This window comes from Actinomadura fibrosa, from assembly GCF_900659615.1.
Classification (GTDB): Bacteria; Actinomycetota; Actinomycetes; order Streptosporangiales; family Streptosporangiaceae; genus Spirillospora; species Spirillospora fibrosa.
The window spans coordinates 1-16165 of the sequence record NZ_CAACUY010000206.1; the positions used below are offsets into that span (position 1 = coordinate 1).

A 16165-nucleotide genomic window follows, 5' to 3' on the forward strand; every position below is an offset into this window, starting at 1 on the left:
CCAGCGCCACGCGCGATGCTAGGACGTGTCCCGCCCCGGCGGAACCGGCTCGCACGCTGCGAACTGTTGGTAGCCTGTATCGGTCGCGCGGCGGGCGCGGAGTTCCGCGGCGTCCGGCACGTGTCGGCGCTGCCGCTGCCCGGGTTCGGGCGGGACGAGCCGCTGCCCGGCTCCGCGGACGCCCTCGCCCGGGTGCTGGCCGAGGCCGTGCTGGACGCGGCGGACGGCGAGCCGTTCGCCCTGCTCGGCTACTCGTCTGGCGGCATCATCGCGCACCTCCTCGCCCGCCACCTGGAGGACGCCGCGGGCGCCCCGCCGGCCGGGCTGGTCCTGGTCGACACGTTCCGCGTGGACGACGAGGCGATGAACGTCGGGTTCGGTCAGCTCATGAGCTCCCTGCTGACGATGGAGTCGGCGTACGGGGGCTACGACGCGGCGCGGCTGTCGGCGATGATCCACTACTTCGACGTGCTGGCGGGCTTCGACCCGTCCGGACCCGCCGCGCCGACGCTGTTCGTCCAGGCGGCGGAGCCGTTCGTCGAGCCGCCGGAGGGCACGGACCCGGCGGAGATGCTCGCCCGGCCCTGGGATCCCGCGCACACGCTGCGGACCGTGCCCGGCGACCATTTCACGCTCGGGCAGGACAACGCGCCGATGACCGCGGAGGCCATCGGCGGCTGGCTGGACGCGCTCGGCTGAGCGGCCGCCGCGGCTCCGGGTGCGGGCGGCGGATTAGGGGTGGGCGGTACGGGTTAAGGGTGTCCGCCCGCCCCGCCCCCCACTAGCGTCGCGAATGTCAGCTTTTCCCCCGGGAATTCTCGCGCGCGGGGGGACGCGCTTTTCCGGCTGAGAACGCCGACTTTAGGTGGTTGAAAAATGGCGCCGACGCCCACGGCCAAAGGAACCGTTCCTTTCCGGGAGCACAAGACCTGGTACCGCGTCACCGGACGGCCCGAGCCGGGCCGCCCCGCGCTCGTCGTCGTGCACGGCGGCCCCGGGGCCACCCACGACTACCTGCTGCCGCTGACGGTCTTCGCCGAGCGCGGCTGGCAGGTCGTCCACTATGACCAGCTCGGCAACGGCGGCTCCACCCACCTGCCGCACGCGGGCCCCGAGTTCTGGACGCCGGAGCTGTTCCTCGACGAGCTCGACAACCTCCTGCGCGCCCTCGGCGTCGCCGACGACTACGTGCTGTTCGGGCAGTCTTGGGGCGGGATGCTCGCCGCCCGGCACGCCGCGGACCGCCCCGCCGGGCTGCGCGGGCTGGTCGTCGCGAACTCGCCCGTGTCCTACCCGCTGTGGCTCGCGGAGATGGAGGTGCTGCGGGCGCAGCTCCCCCCGGGCGTGGACGAGACGCTGCGGCGGCACGAGGCCGCGGGCACCACCGACAGCAACGAGTACTTCGAGGCCGTCATGGTGTTCAACGGCCGGCACCTGTGCCGCCTCGATCCGTGGCCGAACGAGTTCACGGCCACGTTCATGGAGACCCACACCGACCCGACCGTCTACCACACGATGAACGGGCCGAGTGAATTCCACGTCGTCGGGACGCTGCGCGACTGGTCGGTGATCGAGCACCTGCCGCGCATCGCCGTCCCGACGCTGATCCTCTCGGGCCGGCACGACGAGGCGACCCCCGCCGCCGTGCGGCCCTTTCAGGAACTGATTCCGGACGCCCGCTGGGAAATTCTGGAGAATTCCAGCCATGCCCCGCATTTCGAGGAGCCCGAGCGTTTCACCGAGGTGCTCGGCGGATTCCTCGACGCGGTCGGCGCGCGGGCCACGACGGTGAGCGGGAGCTGAGACGGCAGTGGAGTCCAACGTCGAGGAGATCGTCGAGGCGCTGCGCGGCTCCCTCGTGGAGAACGAGCGGCTCCGGCGCGGCAACGAGGAGCTGCGCGCCGCCGCCGAGTCCGCCACGGAGCCCGTCGCGGTGATCGGCATGGCCTGCCGGTTCCCCGGCGGCGTCGCGTCCCCGGAGGAGCTGTGGGACCTCGTCGCGGGCGGCCGCGACGCGATCACCCCGTTCCCCGCCGACCGCGGCTGGGACCTGGGCTCCCTCTACGACCCCGAGCCCGGGAAGCCCGGCAAGAGCTACGTCCGCGACGGCGGCTTCCTGCACGGCGCCGCCGGCTTCGACCCCGAGTTCTTCGGGATCAGCCCGCGCGAGGCGCTCACCATGGACCCGCAGCAGCGGCTCCTGCTGGAGATCGCCTGGGAGGCGGTGGAGCGCGCCGGCGTCGCCCCGGCGTCGCTGCGCGGCACCCGCACCGGCGTGTTCGCCGGCGCGATGTACCACGACTACGGCGTCACCAGCAGCGACGGCAGCCTCGTCTCCGGACGGGTCGCCTACGTGCTCGGGCTGGAGGGCCCCGCGGTCACCGTCGACACGGCCTGCTCGTCGTCGCTGGTCGCGCTGCACTGGGCGGCGCAGGCGCTGCGGTCCGGGGAGTGCGGCCTCGCCCTCGCCGGCGGCGTCAGCGTCATGGCGACGCCCGAGACGTTCGTCGAGTTCAGCGAGCAGCGCGGCCTGTCGCCCGACGGCCGCTGCCGCTCGTTCGCCGCGTCCGCCGACGGCACCGGCTGGGGCGAGGGCGCGGGCCTCCTGCTGCTGGAGAAGCTGTCGGACGCCCGCCGCAACGGGCACCCCGTCCTCGCCGTCGTCCGCGGCTCCGCCGTCAACCAGGACGGCGCGTCCAACGGGCTGACCGCGCCGAACGGGCCGTCCCAGCGCCGCGTCATCGGGCAGGCGCTCGCCGCGGCCGGGCTCGCGCCCGCCGACGTGGACGCCGTCGAGGGCCACGGCACCGGCACGACGCTCGGCGACCCGATCGAGGCGCAGGCGCTCCTCGCGACCTACGGCCGCGACCGCACCGAACCGCTCTGGCTCGGGTCGGTCAAGTCGAACATCGGGCACGCGCAGGCCGCCGCGGGCGTCGCCGGCCTGATCAAGATGATCGAGGCGATGCGGCACGGCGTCCTGCCCGCCACCCTGCACGTGAACGAGCCGTCCCCGCAGGTCGACTGGGACGCCGGCGACGTCCGCCTGCTCACCGAGGCCCGCCCCTGGCCGGACGCGGGCCGCCCCCGCCGCGCCGCGGTGTCGTCGTTCGGCGTCAGCGGCACCAACGCCCACGTGATCATCGAGCAGCCCGCCCCCGAGCCGGCCGAGCCCGCGGAACCCGCCGAGCCGAGGCCCCTCGCGGGCGTGCCTGTGCCGCTGCCGCTGTCCGCCCGGTCCGAGACCGCGCTCCGCGTCCAGGCGCGTCGGCTCGCCGGCCACCTGCGGGACGAGCCCGCCCAGGACCCCGTCGACGTCGGATACTCCCTCGCCACCGGCCGCTCCGCCCTCGACCACCGCGCCGTCGTCGTCGGCCGCGACCGCGACGAGCTGCTGCGCGAGCTCACCGCCCTCGCGGACGGCGCGCCCGTCCCCGCCGCCGCGCGTCCCACCGGGCTCACCGCCTTCCTGTTCACCGGGCAGGGCAGCCAGCGCCCCGGCATGGGCCGCGAGCTGCACGCGGCGTTCCCCGCCTTCGCCCGCGCCTTCGACGAGGTGTGCGGTGAGCTGGATCCCGCCGTCCGCGAGGTCATGTGGGACGGCGGCGACGCGCTGAACCGCACCGAGTTCACCCAGCCCGCCATCTTCGCGCTCCAGGTCGCGCTGTTCCGCCTGCTGGAGTCGTGGGGCGCGCGGCCCGACTCCGTCGCCGGCCACTCCATCGGCGAGCTGGCCGCCGCGCACGTCGCGGGCGTGTTCTCCCTCGCCGACGCCGCCCGCCTCGTCACCGCCCGCGGACGGCTCATGGGCGCCCTGCCGCCCGGCGGCGCGATGGTCGCCGTCGAGGCGTCCGAGGACGAGGTCGCCCCGCATCTCAACGGCGACGCCGGGATCGCCGCCGTCAACGGCCCGTCCTCCGTCGTCCTGTCCGGCACCGAGGACGGCGTCGCCGCGATCCTCGCCCATTTCGCCGACCGCCGGACGAACCGGCTGAAGGTCTCGCACGCGTTCCACTCGCCGCTGATGGACCCGATGCTCGACGACTTCCGCCGCGTCGCCGAGACCGTCGCCTACACCGAGCCGGACATTCCCGTGACGGCGTCCGGTGACGTCACGTCCGCCGAGTACTGGGTCCGGCACGTCCGCGACACCGTCCGCTTCGCCGACGCGGTCGCGCGGCTGGAGGCCGAAGGCGTCACCCGGTACGTCGAGGTCGGCCCGGACGGCGTCCTCACCGCCATGGCCCGGCAGTGCCTCACCAAGACCGCCGACACCGCCGTGCTCGTCCCCGCGCTGCGCCGCCGCGAGGCCGAACCCGTCGCCGCGCTCACCGCCCTCGGCCGCCTGCACGCCGCGGGCGCCCCCATCGACTGGACGGGCGTGTTCGACGGCCGCGCCCCACGCCGGGTCGATCTGCCCACCTACGCCTTCCAGCGCTCCCGCTACTGGCTGGACAAGAGCGGGCTCGGCGGGGACGTCGCTTCCGCCGGACTCGACCGGCCCGGCCACCCGCTGCTCGGCGCCATGGTCACGCTGCCCGGCTCCGGCGGCGCCGTGTTCACCGGACGGCTGTCCGCCGGATCGCACCCCTGGCTCGCCGACCACACCGTCCTCGGGTCCGTGCTGCTGCCCGGCACCGCGTACGTGGACCTCGCCGTCCGCGCGGGCGACCACGTCGGCTGCCGCCGCGTCGAGGAGCTCACCCTCGAAGCGCCGCTCGTCCTGCCCGGGCACGGAGGCGTGCAGCTCCAGGTGGCCGTCGAGGCGCCCGACGCGTCCGGCCGCCGCGCCGTGGCCGTGTACTCGCGCGCCGACGACGCGCCCGTGGACCGCGAATGGATCCGGCACGCCGCGGGCGTCCTCGCCGCCGACGCGGCCGAACCGCCCGCCGACACCGCGGCCTGGCCGCCGCGCGACGCCGAGCCCCTTCCCGTCGAAGGCCTCTACGACCGGCTCGACTACGGGCCCGCCTTCCACGGGCTGCGCGCCGCCTGGCGGCACGGCGACGAGCTTCTCGCCGAGATCGCGCTCCCCGAAGGCGTCGGCGCCGAAGGGTTCGGCCTCCACCCCGCCCTGCTCGACGCGGCCCTGCACACCCTCGACGTCGTCCACGAGGACGCGACCGTCCTGCCGTTCTCCTGGTCCGACGTCGCCCTGCACGCCGAAGGCGCCACGGCCGCGCGGGTCCGCCTCCGCGTCCGCGGCGACGAGACGGTGTCGCTGGAACTCACCGACGCCACCGGGCGGCCCGTCGCCTCCGTCGGCTCGCTGACCCTGCGCCCCGTCACCGCCGACGGGCTCGCCAGAGCCGCCGCCCGCGACACCGACGCCCTGTTCCGCGTCGACTGGGTATCCGTCTCCGGTGAGCGGTCTCCCTCCGCCGGCACGGAGGTGCTCGTCCACCACTGCGCGCCCTCGTCCGGCGACATGCCGGCGGCCGTCCGCGAAGCCACCGCCGCCGCGCTCGACGCCATCCGGTCCGCGTCCGAGCGTGACGCGACGCTCGTGGTCGTCACCGGCGGTGCCACCGATGGCTCGGACCCCGCCCACGCCGCCGTCTGGGGGCTCGTGCGCTCCGCCGAGGCGGAGGACCCCGGCCGGTTCGTCCTCGTCGACGCCGACGGCCCGATCGACCCCGGCGACGTCCTGCGATACGGCGAGCCGGAACTCCGCTTCCGCGGCACCGAGGCGGAGGCACCGCGGCTCGCCCGCGTGTCACCGGACCCGGACGCCGCCCCCCTCTGGGACGCGGAACGGACCGTCCTCATCACCGGCGGGACCGGCGCCCTCGGCGCCGCCGTCGCCCGCCACCTCGCTACCCGGCACGGCGTCCGGAGCCTGCTGCTCGCGAGCCGCCGCGGCCCGTCCGCGCCCGGCGCCGCCGACCTCGCCGCCGAGCTGACCGGCCTCGGCGCCGACGTCGAGATCGCCGCCTGCGACACCGCCGACCGCGACGCCCTCGCCGCGCTCCTCGACGGCCGCGCCCTCGGCGGCGTCGTCCACACGGCGGGCGTCCTCGACGACGGCGTGATCGCGTCCATGACGCCCGAACGGCTCGACCGCGTCCTCCGCCCCAAGGCCGACACCGCGTGGTACCTGCACGAACTCACCCGCGACATGGACCTGACCGCGTTCGTGACCTTCTCGTCCGTCGCGGGCGTCCTCAACGCCCCCGGCCAGGGCAACTACGCCGCCGCCAACGCCTTCCTCGACGCCCTCGCCCACCACCGGCGCGCGAACGGCCTCCCCTCGGTGTCCCTCGCCTGGGGCCCCTGGGCTGGGGAGGGCATGGCCGAAGGCCTGGCCCAGACCGGCATGCGCGCCCTCGCCCGCGACGAGGCCCTCGCCCTCCTGGACGCCGCCGCGGCGGACACCGCGGGCCCCGTCCTCGTCCCCGCCCGCCTCGACCCGGCGGCCTTCGGCACACCACCGCCGCCGATGCTCCGCGGCCTCGTCCGCGGCCGGTCCCGCCGCGTCGCCGGAACCGGAGCGGCCGCCACGGGCGCCCTCCGGCAGCGCCTCGCCGGGCTCACCGAGGACGAGCGCGCCGCCGAACTCCTCGACCTCGTCCGCGCGCAGGCCGCCACCGTCCTGCGCCACTCCGGAGCCGCCGCCGTCGACCCCGAGCGCGCCTTCCGCGACCTCGGCTTCGACTCCCTCACCGCCGTCGAGCTCCGCAACCTGCTCGGCGCCGCGACCGGGCTCCGCCTGCCCGCCACGCTCGTCTTCGACCACCCGACCGCCGCCGATCTGGCCCGCCACCTGCTCGACGAGCTCTCCGGCACTGTGGACGACGCGCCTATCGCGTCCGCCGTGACCGCGTCCGACGACGAGCCCGTCGCCATCGTCGCGATGGCCTGCCGCTACCCCGGCGGCGTTGACTCGCCCGAAGCGCTCTGGCGGCTCGTCTTCGACGGCGTGGACGCTGTCTCTGCGTTCCCGTCCGATCGCGGCTGGGACGTCGAAGGCATCTACGACCCCGAACCCGGCAAGCCCGGCAAGACCTACGTCCGCGACGGCGGATTCCTCCAGGACGCCGCCTGGTTCGACCCCGCCTTCTTCGGGATCAGCCCGCGCGAGGCCCGCGACATGGACCCGCAGCAGCGGCTTCTCCTGGAGACGTCGTGGGAGGTCCTGGAGCGGGCCGGGATCGACCCGACGACGCTCAAGGGCAGCCCGACCGGCGTGTTCGCCGGCGTGATGTACCACGACTATCCCGGCGGAAGCAGCGGCAGCATCGTCTCGGGCCGCGTCGCCTACACCCTCGGGTTGGAAGGCCCGGCGGTGACGGTCGACACGGCGTGCTCGTCATCGCTGGTCGCGCTGCACTGGGCCGGGCAGGCTCTCCGCTCCGGCGAATGCTCCCTCGCCCTCGTCGGCGGCGTGACGGTCATGGCGACACCCGAGACGTTCATCGACTTCAGCGAGCAGCGCGGCCTCGCCACCGACGGCCGCTGCAAGTCCTTCTCGTCCACCACGGACGGCACGGGCTGGGGCGAAGGCGTCGGGATGCTGTTGGTGGAGCGGCTCTCGGACGCGCGCCGCAAAGGCCACCCGGTCCTGGCGGTGGTGCGGGGCAGCGCGCTCAACCAGGACGGCGCGAGCAATGGTCTGACCGCGCCGAACGGCCCGTCGCAGCGTCGGGTGATCCGGCAGGCGCTGGCGAACGCGGGCCTGTCGGTCGCCGATGTGGACGCGGTCGAGGCGCACGGTACCGGGACGACGCTGGGCGACCCGATCGAGGCTCAGGCTCTGCTCGCGACCTATGGGCAGGAGCGTGCGGAGCCGCTGTGGCTCGGTTCGATCAAGTCGAACATGGGCCACACGCAGGCCGCCGCCGGAGTCGCCGGAATCATCAAGATGGTCGAGGCGATGCGGCATGGCGTCCTGCCGAAGACGCTGCACGTGGACGAGCCGACTGCGGAAGTCGACTGGGACGCGGGTTCGGTTCGGCTGCTGACCGAGGCGCGCGAGTGGCCGCGTGGTGATCGTCCGCGCCGGGCAGGTGTCTCGTCCTTCGGAATCAGCGGGACCAACGCCCACGTCATCATCGAAGAGGCTGAGCCGGTCGAGGAGGAGCCGCAGGAGCGCCGCGACCTGCCGGTCGTTCCCATCGTGATCTCGGCGAAGACGCGCCAGGCACTCGACGCCCAGGTGCAACGGCTGCGCACGCTCGTCCAAGATCAGAACGAGCTGGACGTGGCGTTCTCGGCGGCGACGGGACGGGCGGCGCTGGATCACCGCGCCGTGCTGGTCGGGTCCGAGGTCGTGTCGGGCTCGGTGAGCGACGGGAAGCTGGCGTTCCTGTTCACAGGGCAGGGCAGTCAGCGCGTCGGCATGGGCCGCGAGCTGTACGACACCTTCCCGGCGTTCGCGGCGGCATTCGACGAGGTGTGCGCGGCCTTGGAGTTGCCGCTCAAGGATGTGATCTGGGGCGACGCGGACGCGTTGAACCGCACCGAGTTCACCCAGCCCGCCATCTTCGCGCTGCAAGTGGCGCTGTTCCGCCTGGTCGAGTCGTGCGGCATCCGGCCTGACTTCCTGGCCGGTCACTCGATCGGCGAACTGGCCGCCGCCCACGTGGCAGAGGTGTTCAGCCTGGAGGACGCCGCCCGTCTGATCACGGCTCGGGGCCGTCTGATGCAGGCGCTTCCGCCGGGCGGGGCGATGGTCGCGATCCAGGCCACCGAGGACGAGGTCGTCCCGCACCTCACCGATGAGGTCGGGATCGCCGCCGTCAACAGCCCGACCTCCATCGTGATCTCCGGTGCCGAGGACGCGGTCACAGCGGTGGTCGAGCACTTCGCTGACCGCAAGACGACCCGGTTGAAGGTCTCGCACGCCTTCCACTCGCCGCTGATGGACCCGATGCTGGAGGACTTCCGCAAGGTCGCCGAGACGGTCAGCTACAGCGAGCCGACGATCCGCCTGACCAAGGACGTCACCTCGCCCGACTACTGGGTCCGGCACGTCCGCAACGCCGTGCGGTTCGCCGACGACGTCCGCCACCTCGACGGCGAAGGCGTCACCCGGTACCTGGAGATCGGCCCGGACGGCGTCCTGACTGCAATGGCGCAGCAGACCGCCGACGGCACCATGGCCGCAACCCTCCGCCGCGACCGTCCCGAAACCGAGAGCCTGTTCACAGGCATCGGCCAGGTCTTTGCAGCGGGCGTCCCGGTGAACTGGAGGGCGGTCTTCGAGGGACGCGGCGCCCAGCGGGTCGATCTGCCCACGTATCCCTTCCAGCGCAAGCGGTATTGGGCGGAGCCGAAGGGGACGTCCGATGTGGCCGGGGCGGGGCAGCAGGCCGCCGACCACCCGCTTCTCGGTGCCGTCGTCGCGCTTCCGGAGTCGGACGGCGCCGTCCTGACCGGGCGGCTCTCGCTCGACGCGCATCCCTGGCTCGCGGACCACGACGTGCTCGGCACCGTGCTCTTCCCCGGCACCGGACTGGTCGAGCTGGCGCTGCGGGCGGGCCGCGAGGTCGGAGCGACGGCGCTCGATGAGCTGACCATGGAGGCTCCGCTGATCGTGCCGGAGCGCGGCGGGGCGGCCGTCCAGGTCGTCGTCGATGCGGCCGAGCGGACGTTCTCAATCTTCTCCCGGGACGGCGGCGACACCGACGAGCCGTGGACGCGCCACGCGAGCGGACGCTTCGGCCCAGCGGACGGCCACACGCCGGATTGGGATTTCACCGCTTGGCCGCCGCCCGGCGCGACGCCGATCGACGTCGACACCGCCTACGCGACGCTGCTGGGGCGCGGCTACGGCTACGGCCCGGTCTTCCAGGGGCTCCGGGCCGCGTGGCGGCGCGGCGACGAGACGTTCGCCGAGGTCGCCCTTCCCGAGACCGTCGAGGCGGGACGGTTCGGCCTGCATCCCGCCTTGTTCGACGCCGCGATGCACGCCGTCCTGCTGGAGGACGACGGCGGGGGAGAGACGCACCTTCCGTTCGCGTGGAGCGGCGTGACGCTGCACGGTGGTGGCGTGTCCTCGGCGCGGGTCCGCATCGCGCCGTCGCCGTCCGGTGAGATGGGCATCCGGATCGCGGACGGGACCGGACGGCCGGTCCTGGGCGTGGGCGGTCTCGCATCGCGGCCGGTGTCGTCCGAACAGCTCCGGTCCGCCGCTGCGACCGAACCGCTGTTCCGGGTGGACTGGGTGCCCGCGCCCGCCGATCGCGCGCCGGTGGACGGCGTCGTGCTGCGCTGCCTGAAGTTCCAGGAGGACGCCCCGGTCGCCGTCCGCGCCGTCACCGACCAGGTGCTCGGCGCCGTGCAGGACTGGCTCGCCGACGAGGAGCGCGCCGGCGACAGGCTCATCGTCGTCACCGACGGCGCGACCGACGGCGGCAACCTCGCCCACGCCGCGGTCTGGGGCCTGGTCCGCGCGGCGGAGGCCGAGAACCCCGGCCGCTTCCTCCTCGTCGACACCGCGGCCGGGCTTCCCGCCGAACTGCCGCCGGGCGAGCCCGAGCTCGCGATCCACGACGGCCAGATCCGCGTCCCACGGCTGGCCAGGGCCGAAGCCGGGGACACCGTCCCGAGCTGGGGTGGCACCGTCCTGATCACCGGCGGTACGGGCGGACTCGGCGCGTTGATCGCGCGCCATCTGGTCACCGTCCACGGTGTGCGGAGCCTGGTCCTCACCAGCCGCCGCGGGCCGGACGCACCAGGCGCGGCCGAGCTGCGCGAAGAACTCTCCGGGCTCGGCGCGGACGTCACCGTCGAGGCGTGCGACGCCGCCGACCGCGAAGCCCTCGCAACCCTGCTCGCACGGCACCCGATCGACGCGGTGGTCCACGCCGCGGGCGTCCTCGACGACGGCGTGGTGTCCGCGCTGACCTCCGAGCGCGTGGACGCCGTCTTCCGTCCCAAGGTCGACGCCGCCTGGAACCTGCACGAGCTGACCCGCGACCGCGACCTGACCGCGTTCGTCCTCTTCTCGTCCCTCGCCGGGACGCTCGGCTCCGCCGGGCAGGGCAACTACGCGGCGGCCAACGCCTGGCTGGACGCGCTCGCCGCGCGCCGCCGCGCGGACGGCCTCCCCGCGCAGTCGCTCGCCTGGGGCGCGTGGGCGGACGCCGGCGGCATGGCCGACCGCCTGGACGAGGCGGAGATCCGGCGGCTCGCCCGCGCGGGCCTGCCGCCGCTGTCCGCCGAGCAGGGGCTCGCGGCGTTCGACGCGTCCGTCCGCTCCGGCGGCGCCGTGCTGCTGCCGGTGCCGCTCGACCTCGCGGTGCTGCGCGCGCAGGCGGCGTCCGGGCTCGTCCCGGCGATGCTGCACGGCCTGGTGCGCGTCCCGGCCCGGCGCGCGACCGGTGACTCCTCGCTGCTCAGGCGGCTCGCGGGCCTGGACGGGGCCGAGCGGGAGCAGGTCCTGCTCGACGTGGTCCGCGCGCAGGTCGCCGCCGTCCTCGGCCACGACGCCGAGGACGCCGTCGAACCCGACCGCGCGTTCAAGGACCTCGGCTTCGACTCGCTCACCGCCGTCGAGCTCCGCAACGCGCTGAACGCCGCGACCGGTCTCCGGCTGCCCGCCACGCTCGTCTTCGACCACCCGACGGCCCGCGCGGTCGCGGACCATCTCCGCGACACGCTCGCCGGGTCGTCGGACGAGGTCCGCGTCTCCGTGCGGGCGCCGCTCGACGACGAGCCGATCGCGATCGTCGCGATGGCCTGCCGCTACCCCGGCGGTGTCACCACACCGGACGACCTGTGGCGGCTCGTGGCCACCGCCACCGACGGCATCTCCGCCTTCCCCGCCGACCGCGGCTGGGAGATCGAACCCGGCAAGAGCCTCGCGGACGAGGGCGGATTCCTCTACGACGCGGCCGAGTTCGACGCGGACTTCTTCGGCATCAGCCCCCGCGAGGCCCGCGACATGGACCCGCAGCAGCGGCTCCTGCTGGAGACGTCGTGGGAGGTTCTGGAGCGGGCCGGGATCGACCCGACGACGCTGAAGGGCAGCCCGACCGGCGTCTTCGCCGGCGTCATGTACCACGACTACGGCGGCGGCAGTAACGGCAGCATCGTCTCGGGCCGCGTCTCCTACACCCTCGGCCTGGAAGGCCCGGCCGTCACCGTCGACACCGCCTGCTCGTCCTCGCTCGTCGCCCTGCACCTGGCGATCCAGGCGCTTCGCTCGGGCGAATGCGCGCTCGCGCTGGCGGGCGGCGTGACGGTGATGGCGACCCCCGAGACGTTCATCGAGTTCACCCGTCAGCGCGGCCTCGCGGCGGACGGCCGCTGCAAGTCCTTCGCCGCCGCGGCCGACGGCACCGGCTGGGGCGAGGGCGCGGGCGTCCTCCTCGTCGAGCGGCTGTCGGACGCGCGCCGCAACGGCCACCCGGTGCTGGCGCTCGTCCGCGGGACGGCCACCAACCAGGACGGCGCGTCCAACGGGCTGACCGCGCCGAACGGCCCATCGCAGCGCCGCGTCATCCACCAGGCCCTCGCCGCCGCCGGTCTCTCGACATCGGACGTCGACGTCATCGAAGGCCACGGCACCGGCACCGCCCTGGGCGACCCGATCGAAGCTCAGGCGCTGCTCGCGACCTATGGTCAGGAGCGGGACGAGCCGCTGTGGCTCGGGTCGATCAAGTCGAACATCGGCCACACCCAAGCCGCCGCCGGGGTCGCCGGGATCATCAAGATGATCGAGGCGATGCGGCACGGCGTCATGCCGCAGACGCTGCACGTGGACGACCCGACGCCGCAGGTCGACTGGACCGCGGGGAACGTCCGGCTGCTGACGGAGCCGCGCGAGTGGCCGCGTAATGATCGTCCGCGCCGGGCAGGGGTGTCGTCCTTCGGGATCAGCGGGACCAACGCCCACGTCATCATCGAAGAGGCACCGGCCGTCGAGCAGGAGCCGCAGGAGCGCCGCGACCTGCCAGTGGTGCCGATTCCCGTGTCGGCCAGAACTCGCGAAGCCCTTGAGGAGCAGGTCCAGCGGTTCTCCGCCTTCGTCCAGGACCAGAACGAGCTGGACGTGGCGTTCTCGGCCGCGACAGGACGCGCCGCGCTGGACCACCGCGCGGTTCTCATCGGTGACGAGATCGTTTCGGACGTCGTCACCAACGGCAAGCTGGCCTTCCTGTTCACGGGCCAGGGCAGCCAGCGGGTCGGGATGGGCCGCGAGCTGTATGACACGTTCCCGGCGTTCGCAGTGGCGTTCGATGAGGTCTGCGCGGCCTTGGAGCTGCCGCTCAAGGACGTGATCTGGTCGGACGCGGACGCGTTGAACCGCACGGAGTTCACCCAGCCCGCCATCTTCGCGCTGCAAGTGGCGCTCTTCCGTCTCGTCGAGTCGTGGGGCGTCCGGCCTGACTTCCTGGCCGGTCACTCGATCGGCGAGTTGGCCGCCGCCCACGTGGCAGGCGTGTTCAGCCTGGAAGACGCAGCCCGCCTGATCACCGCACGAGGGCGTTTGATGCAGGCACTCCCGTCCGGCGGAGCGATGGTCGCCATCCAGGCCACCGAAGACGAGGTCACCCCCCACCTCACCGATGAAGTCGGGATCGCCGCTGTCAACAGCCCGACGTCCGTCGTGATCTCTGGGACCGATAAGGCCGTGGCAGCGGTGGTCGAGCACTTCGCCGACCGCAAGACGACCCGGCTGAAGGTCTCCCACGCCTTCCACTCGCCGCTCATGGACCCGATGCTGGAGGACTTCCGCAAGGTCGCCGAAACGATCGTCTACAGCAAGCCGACGATCCGCCTGACCAAGGACGTCACCTCGCCCGACTACTGGGTCCGGCACGTCCGCGACGCCGTCCGGTTCGCCGACGACGTCCACCACCTCGATAAGGAAGGCGTCACCCGCTTCCTCGAAATCGGCCCGGACGGCGTCCTGACCGCGATGGCGCAGCAGACCGCCGACGGCACCATGGCCGCCACCCTCCGCCGCGACCGCCCAGAAACCGAGAGCCTGTTCACCGGCATCGGACGGCTGCACGCAGCGGGCGTTCCGGTCGACTGGAACGCGGTCTTCGACGGCACCGGCGCGCAGCGGGTCGATCTGCCCACCTACCCCTTCCAGCGCAAGCGGTACTGGCTGATGGGGGAGGCGGGCCTTGGGGCGGCCGGGCTGGACGCCGTCGAGCATCCGCTGCTGGGCGCGATGGTCGAGTTGCCCGATACGGGCGGGGCGGTGTTCACCGGGCGGCTGTCCACGGACTCGCAGCCCTGGCTGGCCGATCACGACGTCCTCGGCACCGTGCTGCTTCCCGGTACGGGGCTGGTCGAGCTGGCGTTGCAGGCCGCTCACCAGGTCGGCTGCGGCGCGGTGGAGGAGTTGACGCTCGAAGCGCCGCTGATCGTCCCGGAGAGGGGCGGTGTGGCGGTCCGGGTCGTGGTGGGAGGCGAGACGGAGTCCGGCACGCGCACGGTGGAGATCTACTCGTGCCAGGACGGCGAGACATGGGTCCGGAACGCGGCCGGCAGCGCGACCGTGGCGGCGGCCTCACCGTCGTCGGATCTGGCGGTATGGCCACCGCGGGACGCGACGCCGCTCCCTGTGGACGGCGCGTACGAGCGGCTGCTCGCCCGCGGCTACGACTACGGGCCGACGTTCCGCGGGCTCAGGGCGGCGTGGCGGCGCGGTGACGAGGTGTTCGCCGAGGTCGCGCTTCCGGAGGGGGCGGAGGCGAACCGGTTCGGCGTGCATCCGGCGCTGCTCGACGCGGCGATGCACACGGGCCTGCTGGACGAGGGCGACGGAGACGCTCCGCATCTGCCGTTCTCGTGGAACGGCGTCACGCTTCACCAGGCGGGTGCGGCGGCGCTGCGCGTCCGGATGTCCCGCATCACCGGCACCGAGCGAGGCGACGGTGAAGGCGACGGCGTGGAGCTGCTGGTCGCCGACGAGGCCGGGGCGCCCGTCCTGTCGGTGGAGACGCTGGTCTCCCGTCCGGTCTCCATCGAGCAGTTGCAGGCGGGCGGCGAGCATCGGGAGTCGCTGTTCACGCTCGCGTGGGAGAAGGCCGGCGCCGTCGCGGAAGCGGACGCCGCGATCTACGAGGTCCCGGTGGCCGACGGGGACGCGCCGGAGGTCGTCCGCGCCGTCCTGGACGACGTGCTCTCCAAGATCCAGGAGTGGCTTTCCGAGGAAGGCGAAGGCCAGGACGACACCGAGGGCGGAAGTGGCGGACGGCTCGCGGTCGTCACGCGCCGCGCCGTCTCGGTGGACGGCGAGGACGTCGATCTCGGCCACGCGCCGGTGTGGGGTCTCGTCCGGGCGGCGGAGGCCGAGAACCCCGGCAGGTTCGCGCTCGTGGACCTCGGTGAGGGCGAGGCGCTCCCGGCATCGCTCATCGACGAGCCCGAGGTCGCGGTCCGAGATGGCGGCACATTGCTCGTGCCGCGCCTGGCCCGCGTCCCCGCGGCGGCCGTCGAGGACGGTGATGACCCGTGGACGCCCGACGCGACCGTGCTCGTCACAGGCGGGACGAGTGGCCTCGGCGCGCACGTCGCCCGGCACCTGGTGACCGGCCACGGTGTCCAGACCCTGGTCCTGACGAGCCGCCGCGGCGCGGACGCGCCGGGTGCGGCGGAGCTGCGCGCGGAGCTCGCGGCGCACGGTGCGCGCGTCGAGATCGAGGCGTGCGACGTGGCCGACCGGGCGGCGCTGGCCCGGGTCCTGGACCGCCATCCGGTGGACGCGGTCGTCCACGCGGCCGGTGTCGTGGACAACGGCCTGGTCGGGGCGCTCACGCCGGAGCGCGTGGAGGCCGTCCTGCGCCCGAAGGTGGACGGCGCCTGGAACCTGCACGAGCTGACCCGCGACCGCGACCTGTCGGCGTTCGTGCTGTTCTCGTCGGTCGGCGGGCTCGTCCTGGCGGCGGGGCAGGGCAGCTACGCCGCCGCCAACGTGTTCCTGGACGCGCTCGCGCTGCACCGCCGCACGCTGGGCCTGCCCGCCGCGTCGCTGGCGTTCGGGCTGTGGGCGGTCGACACCGGGCTCGGGGAGCTCGGCGACGCCGACCTGGAGCGGATGCGCCGCATGGGCCTGCCCGCGCTGCCGCGGGAGGAGGGCCTGGCGCTGCTGGACGACGCGCTGCGCACGCGGGAGCCGGTGCTGGCGCCGTTCCGCCTGGACACCGCCGCGCTCCGGGCCCGCGCCGGGGACGGCGTCCCGGTCCTGCTGAGCGGGCTCGTG

The 16165-nt window shown here is 74.0% G+C and carries 3 protein-coding genes; all 3 read left to right on the plus strand.

The annotated features are described in order from the left end of the window. Positions 1 to 66 precede the first annotated feature (66 nt). Positions 67 to 699 (plus strand): alpha/beta fold hydrolase, encoded by a 633-nt coding sequence (locus E1300_RS38440; RefSeq protein ID WP_207400196.1) that lies wholly within the window; start codon positions 67 to 69, stop codon positions 697 to 699. Positions 700 to 876: 177 nt separating this feature from the next. Continuing rightward, on the plus strand, positions 877 to 1803 hold the full coding sequence (locus tag E1300_RS38445; RefSeq protein WP_131762051.1) for a proline iminopeptidase-family hydrolase: 927 nt from the start codon (positions 877 to 879) through the stop codon (positions 1801 to 1803). A 7-nt stretch (positions 1804 to 1810) separates the two neighbouring features. Continuing rightward, positions 1811 to 16165, plus strand: a 14355-nt coding sequence (locus E1300_RS52990) for a type I polyketide synthase (RefSeq protein ID WP_165503185.1), incomplete at its 3' end; no start/stop codon positions are given.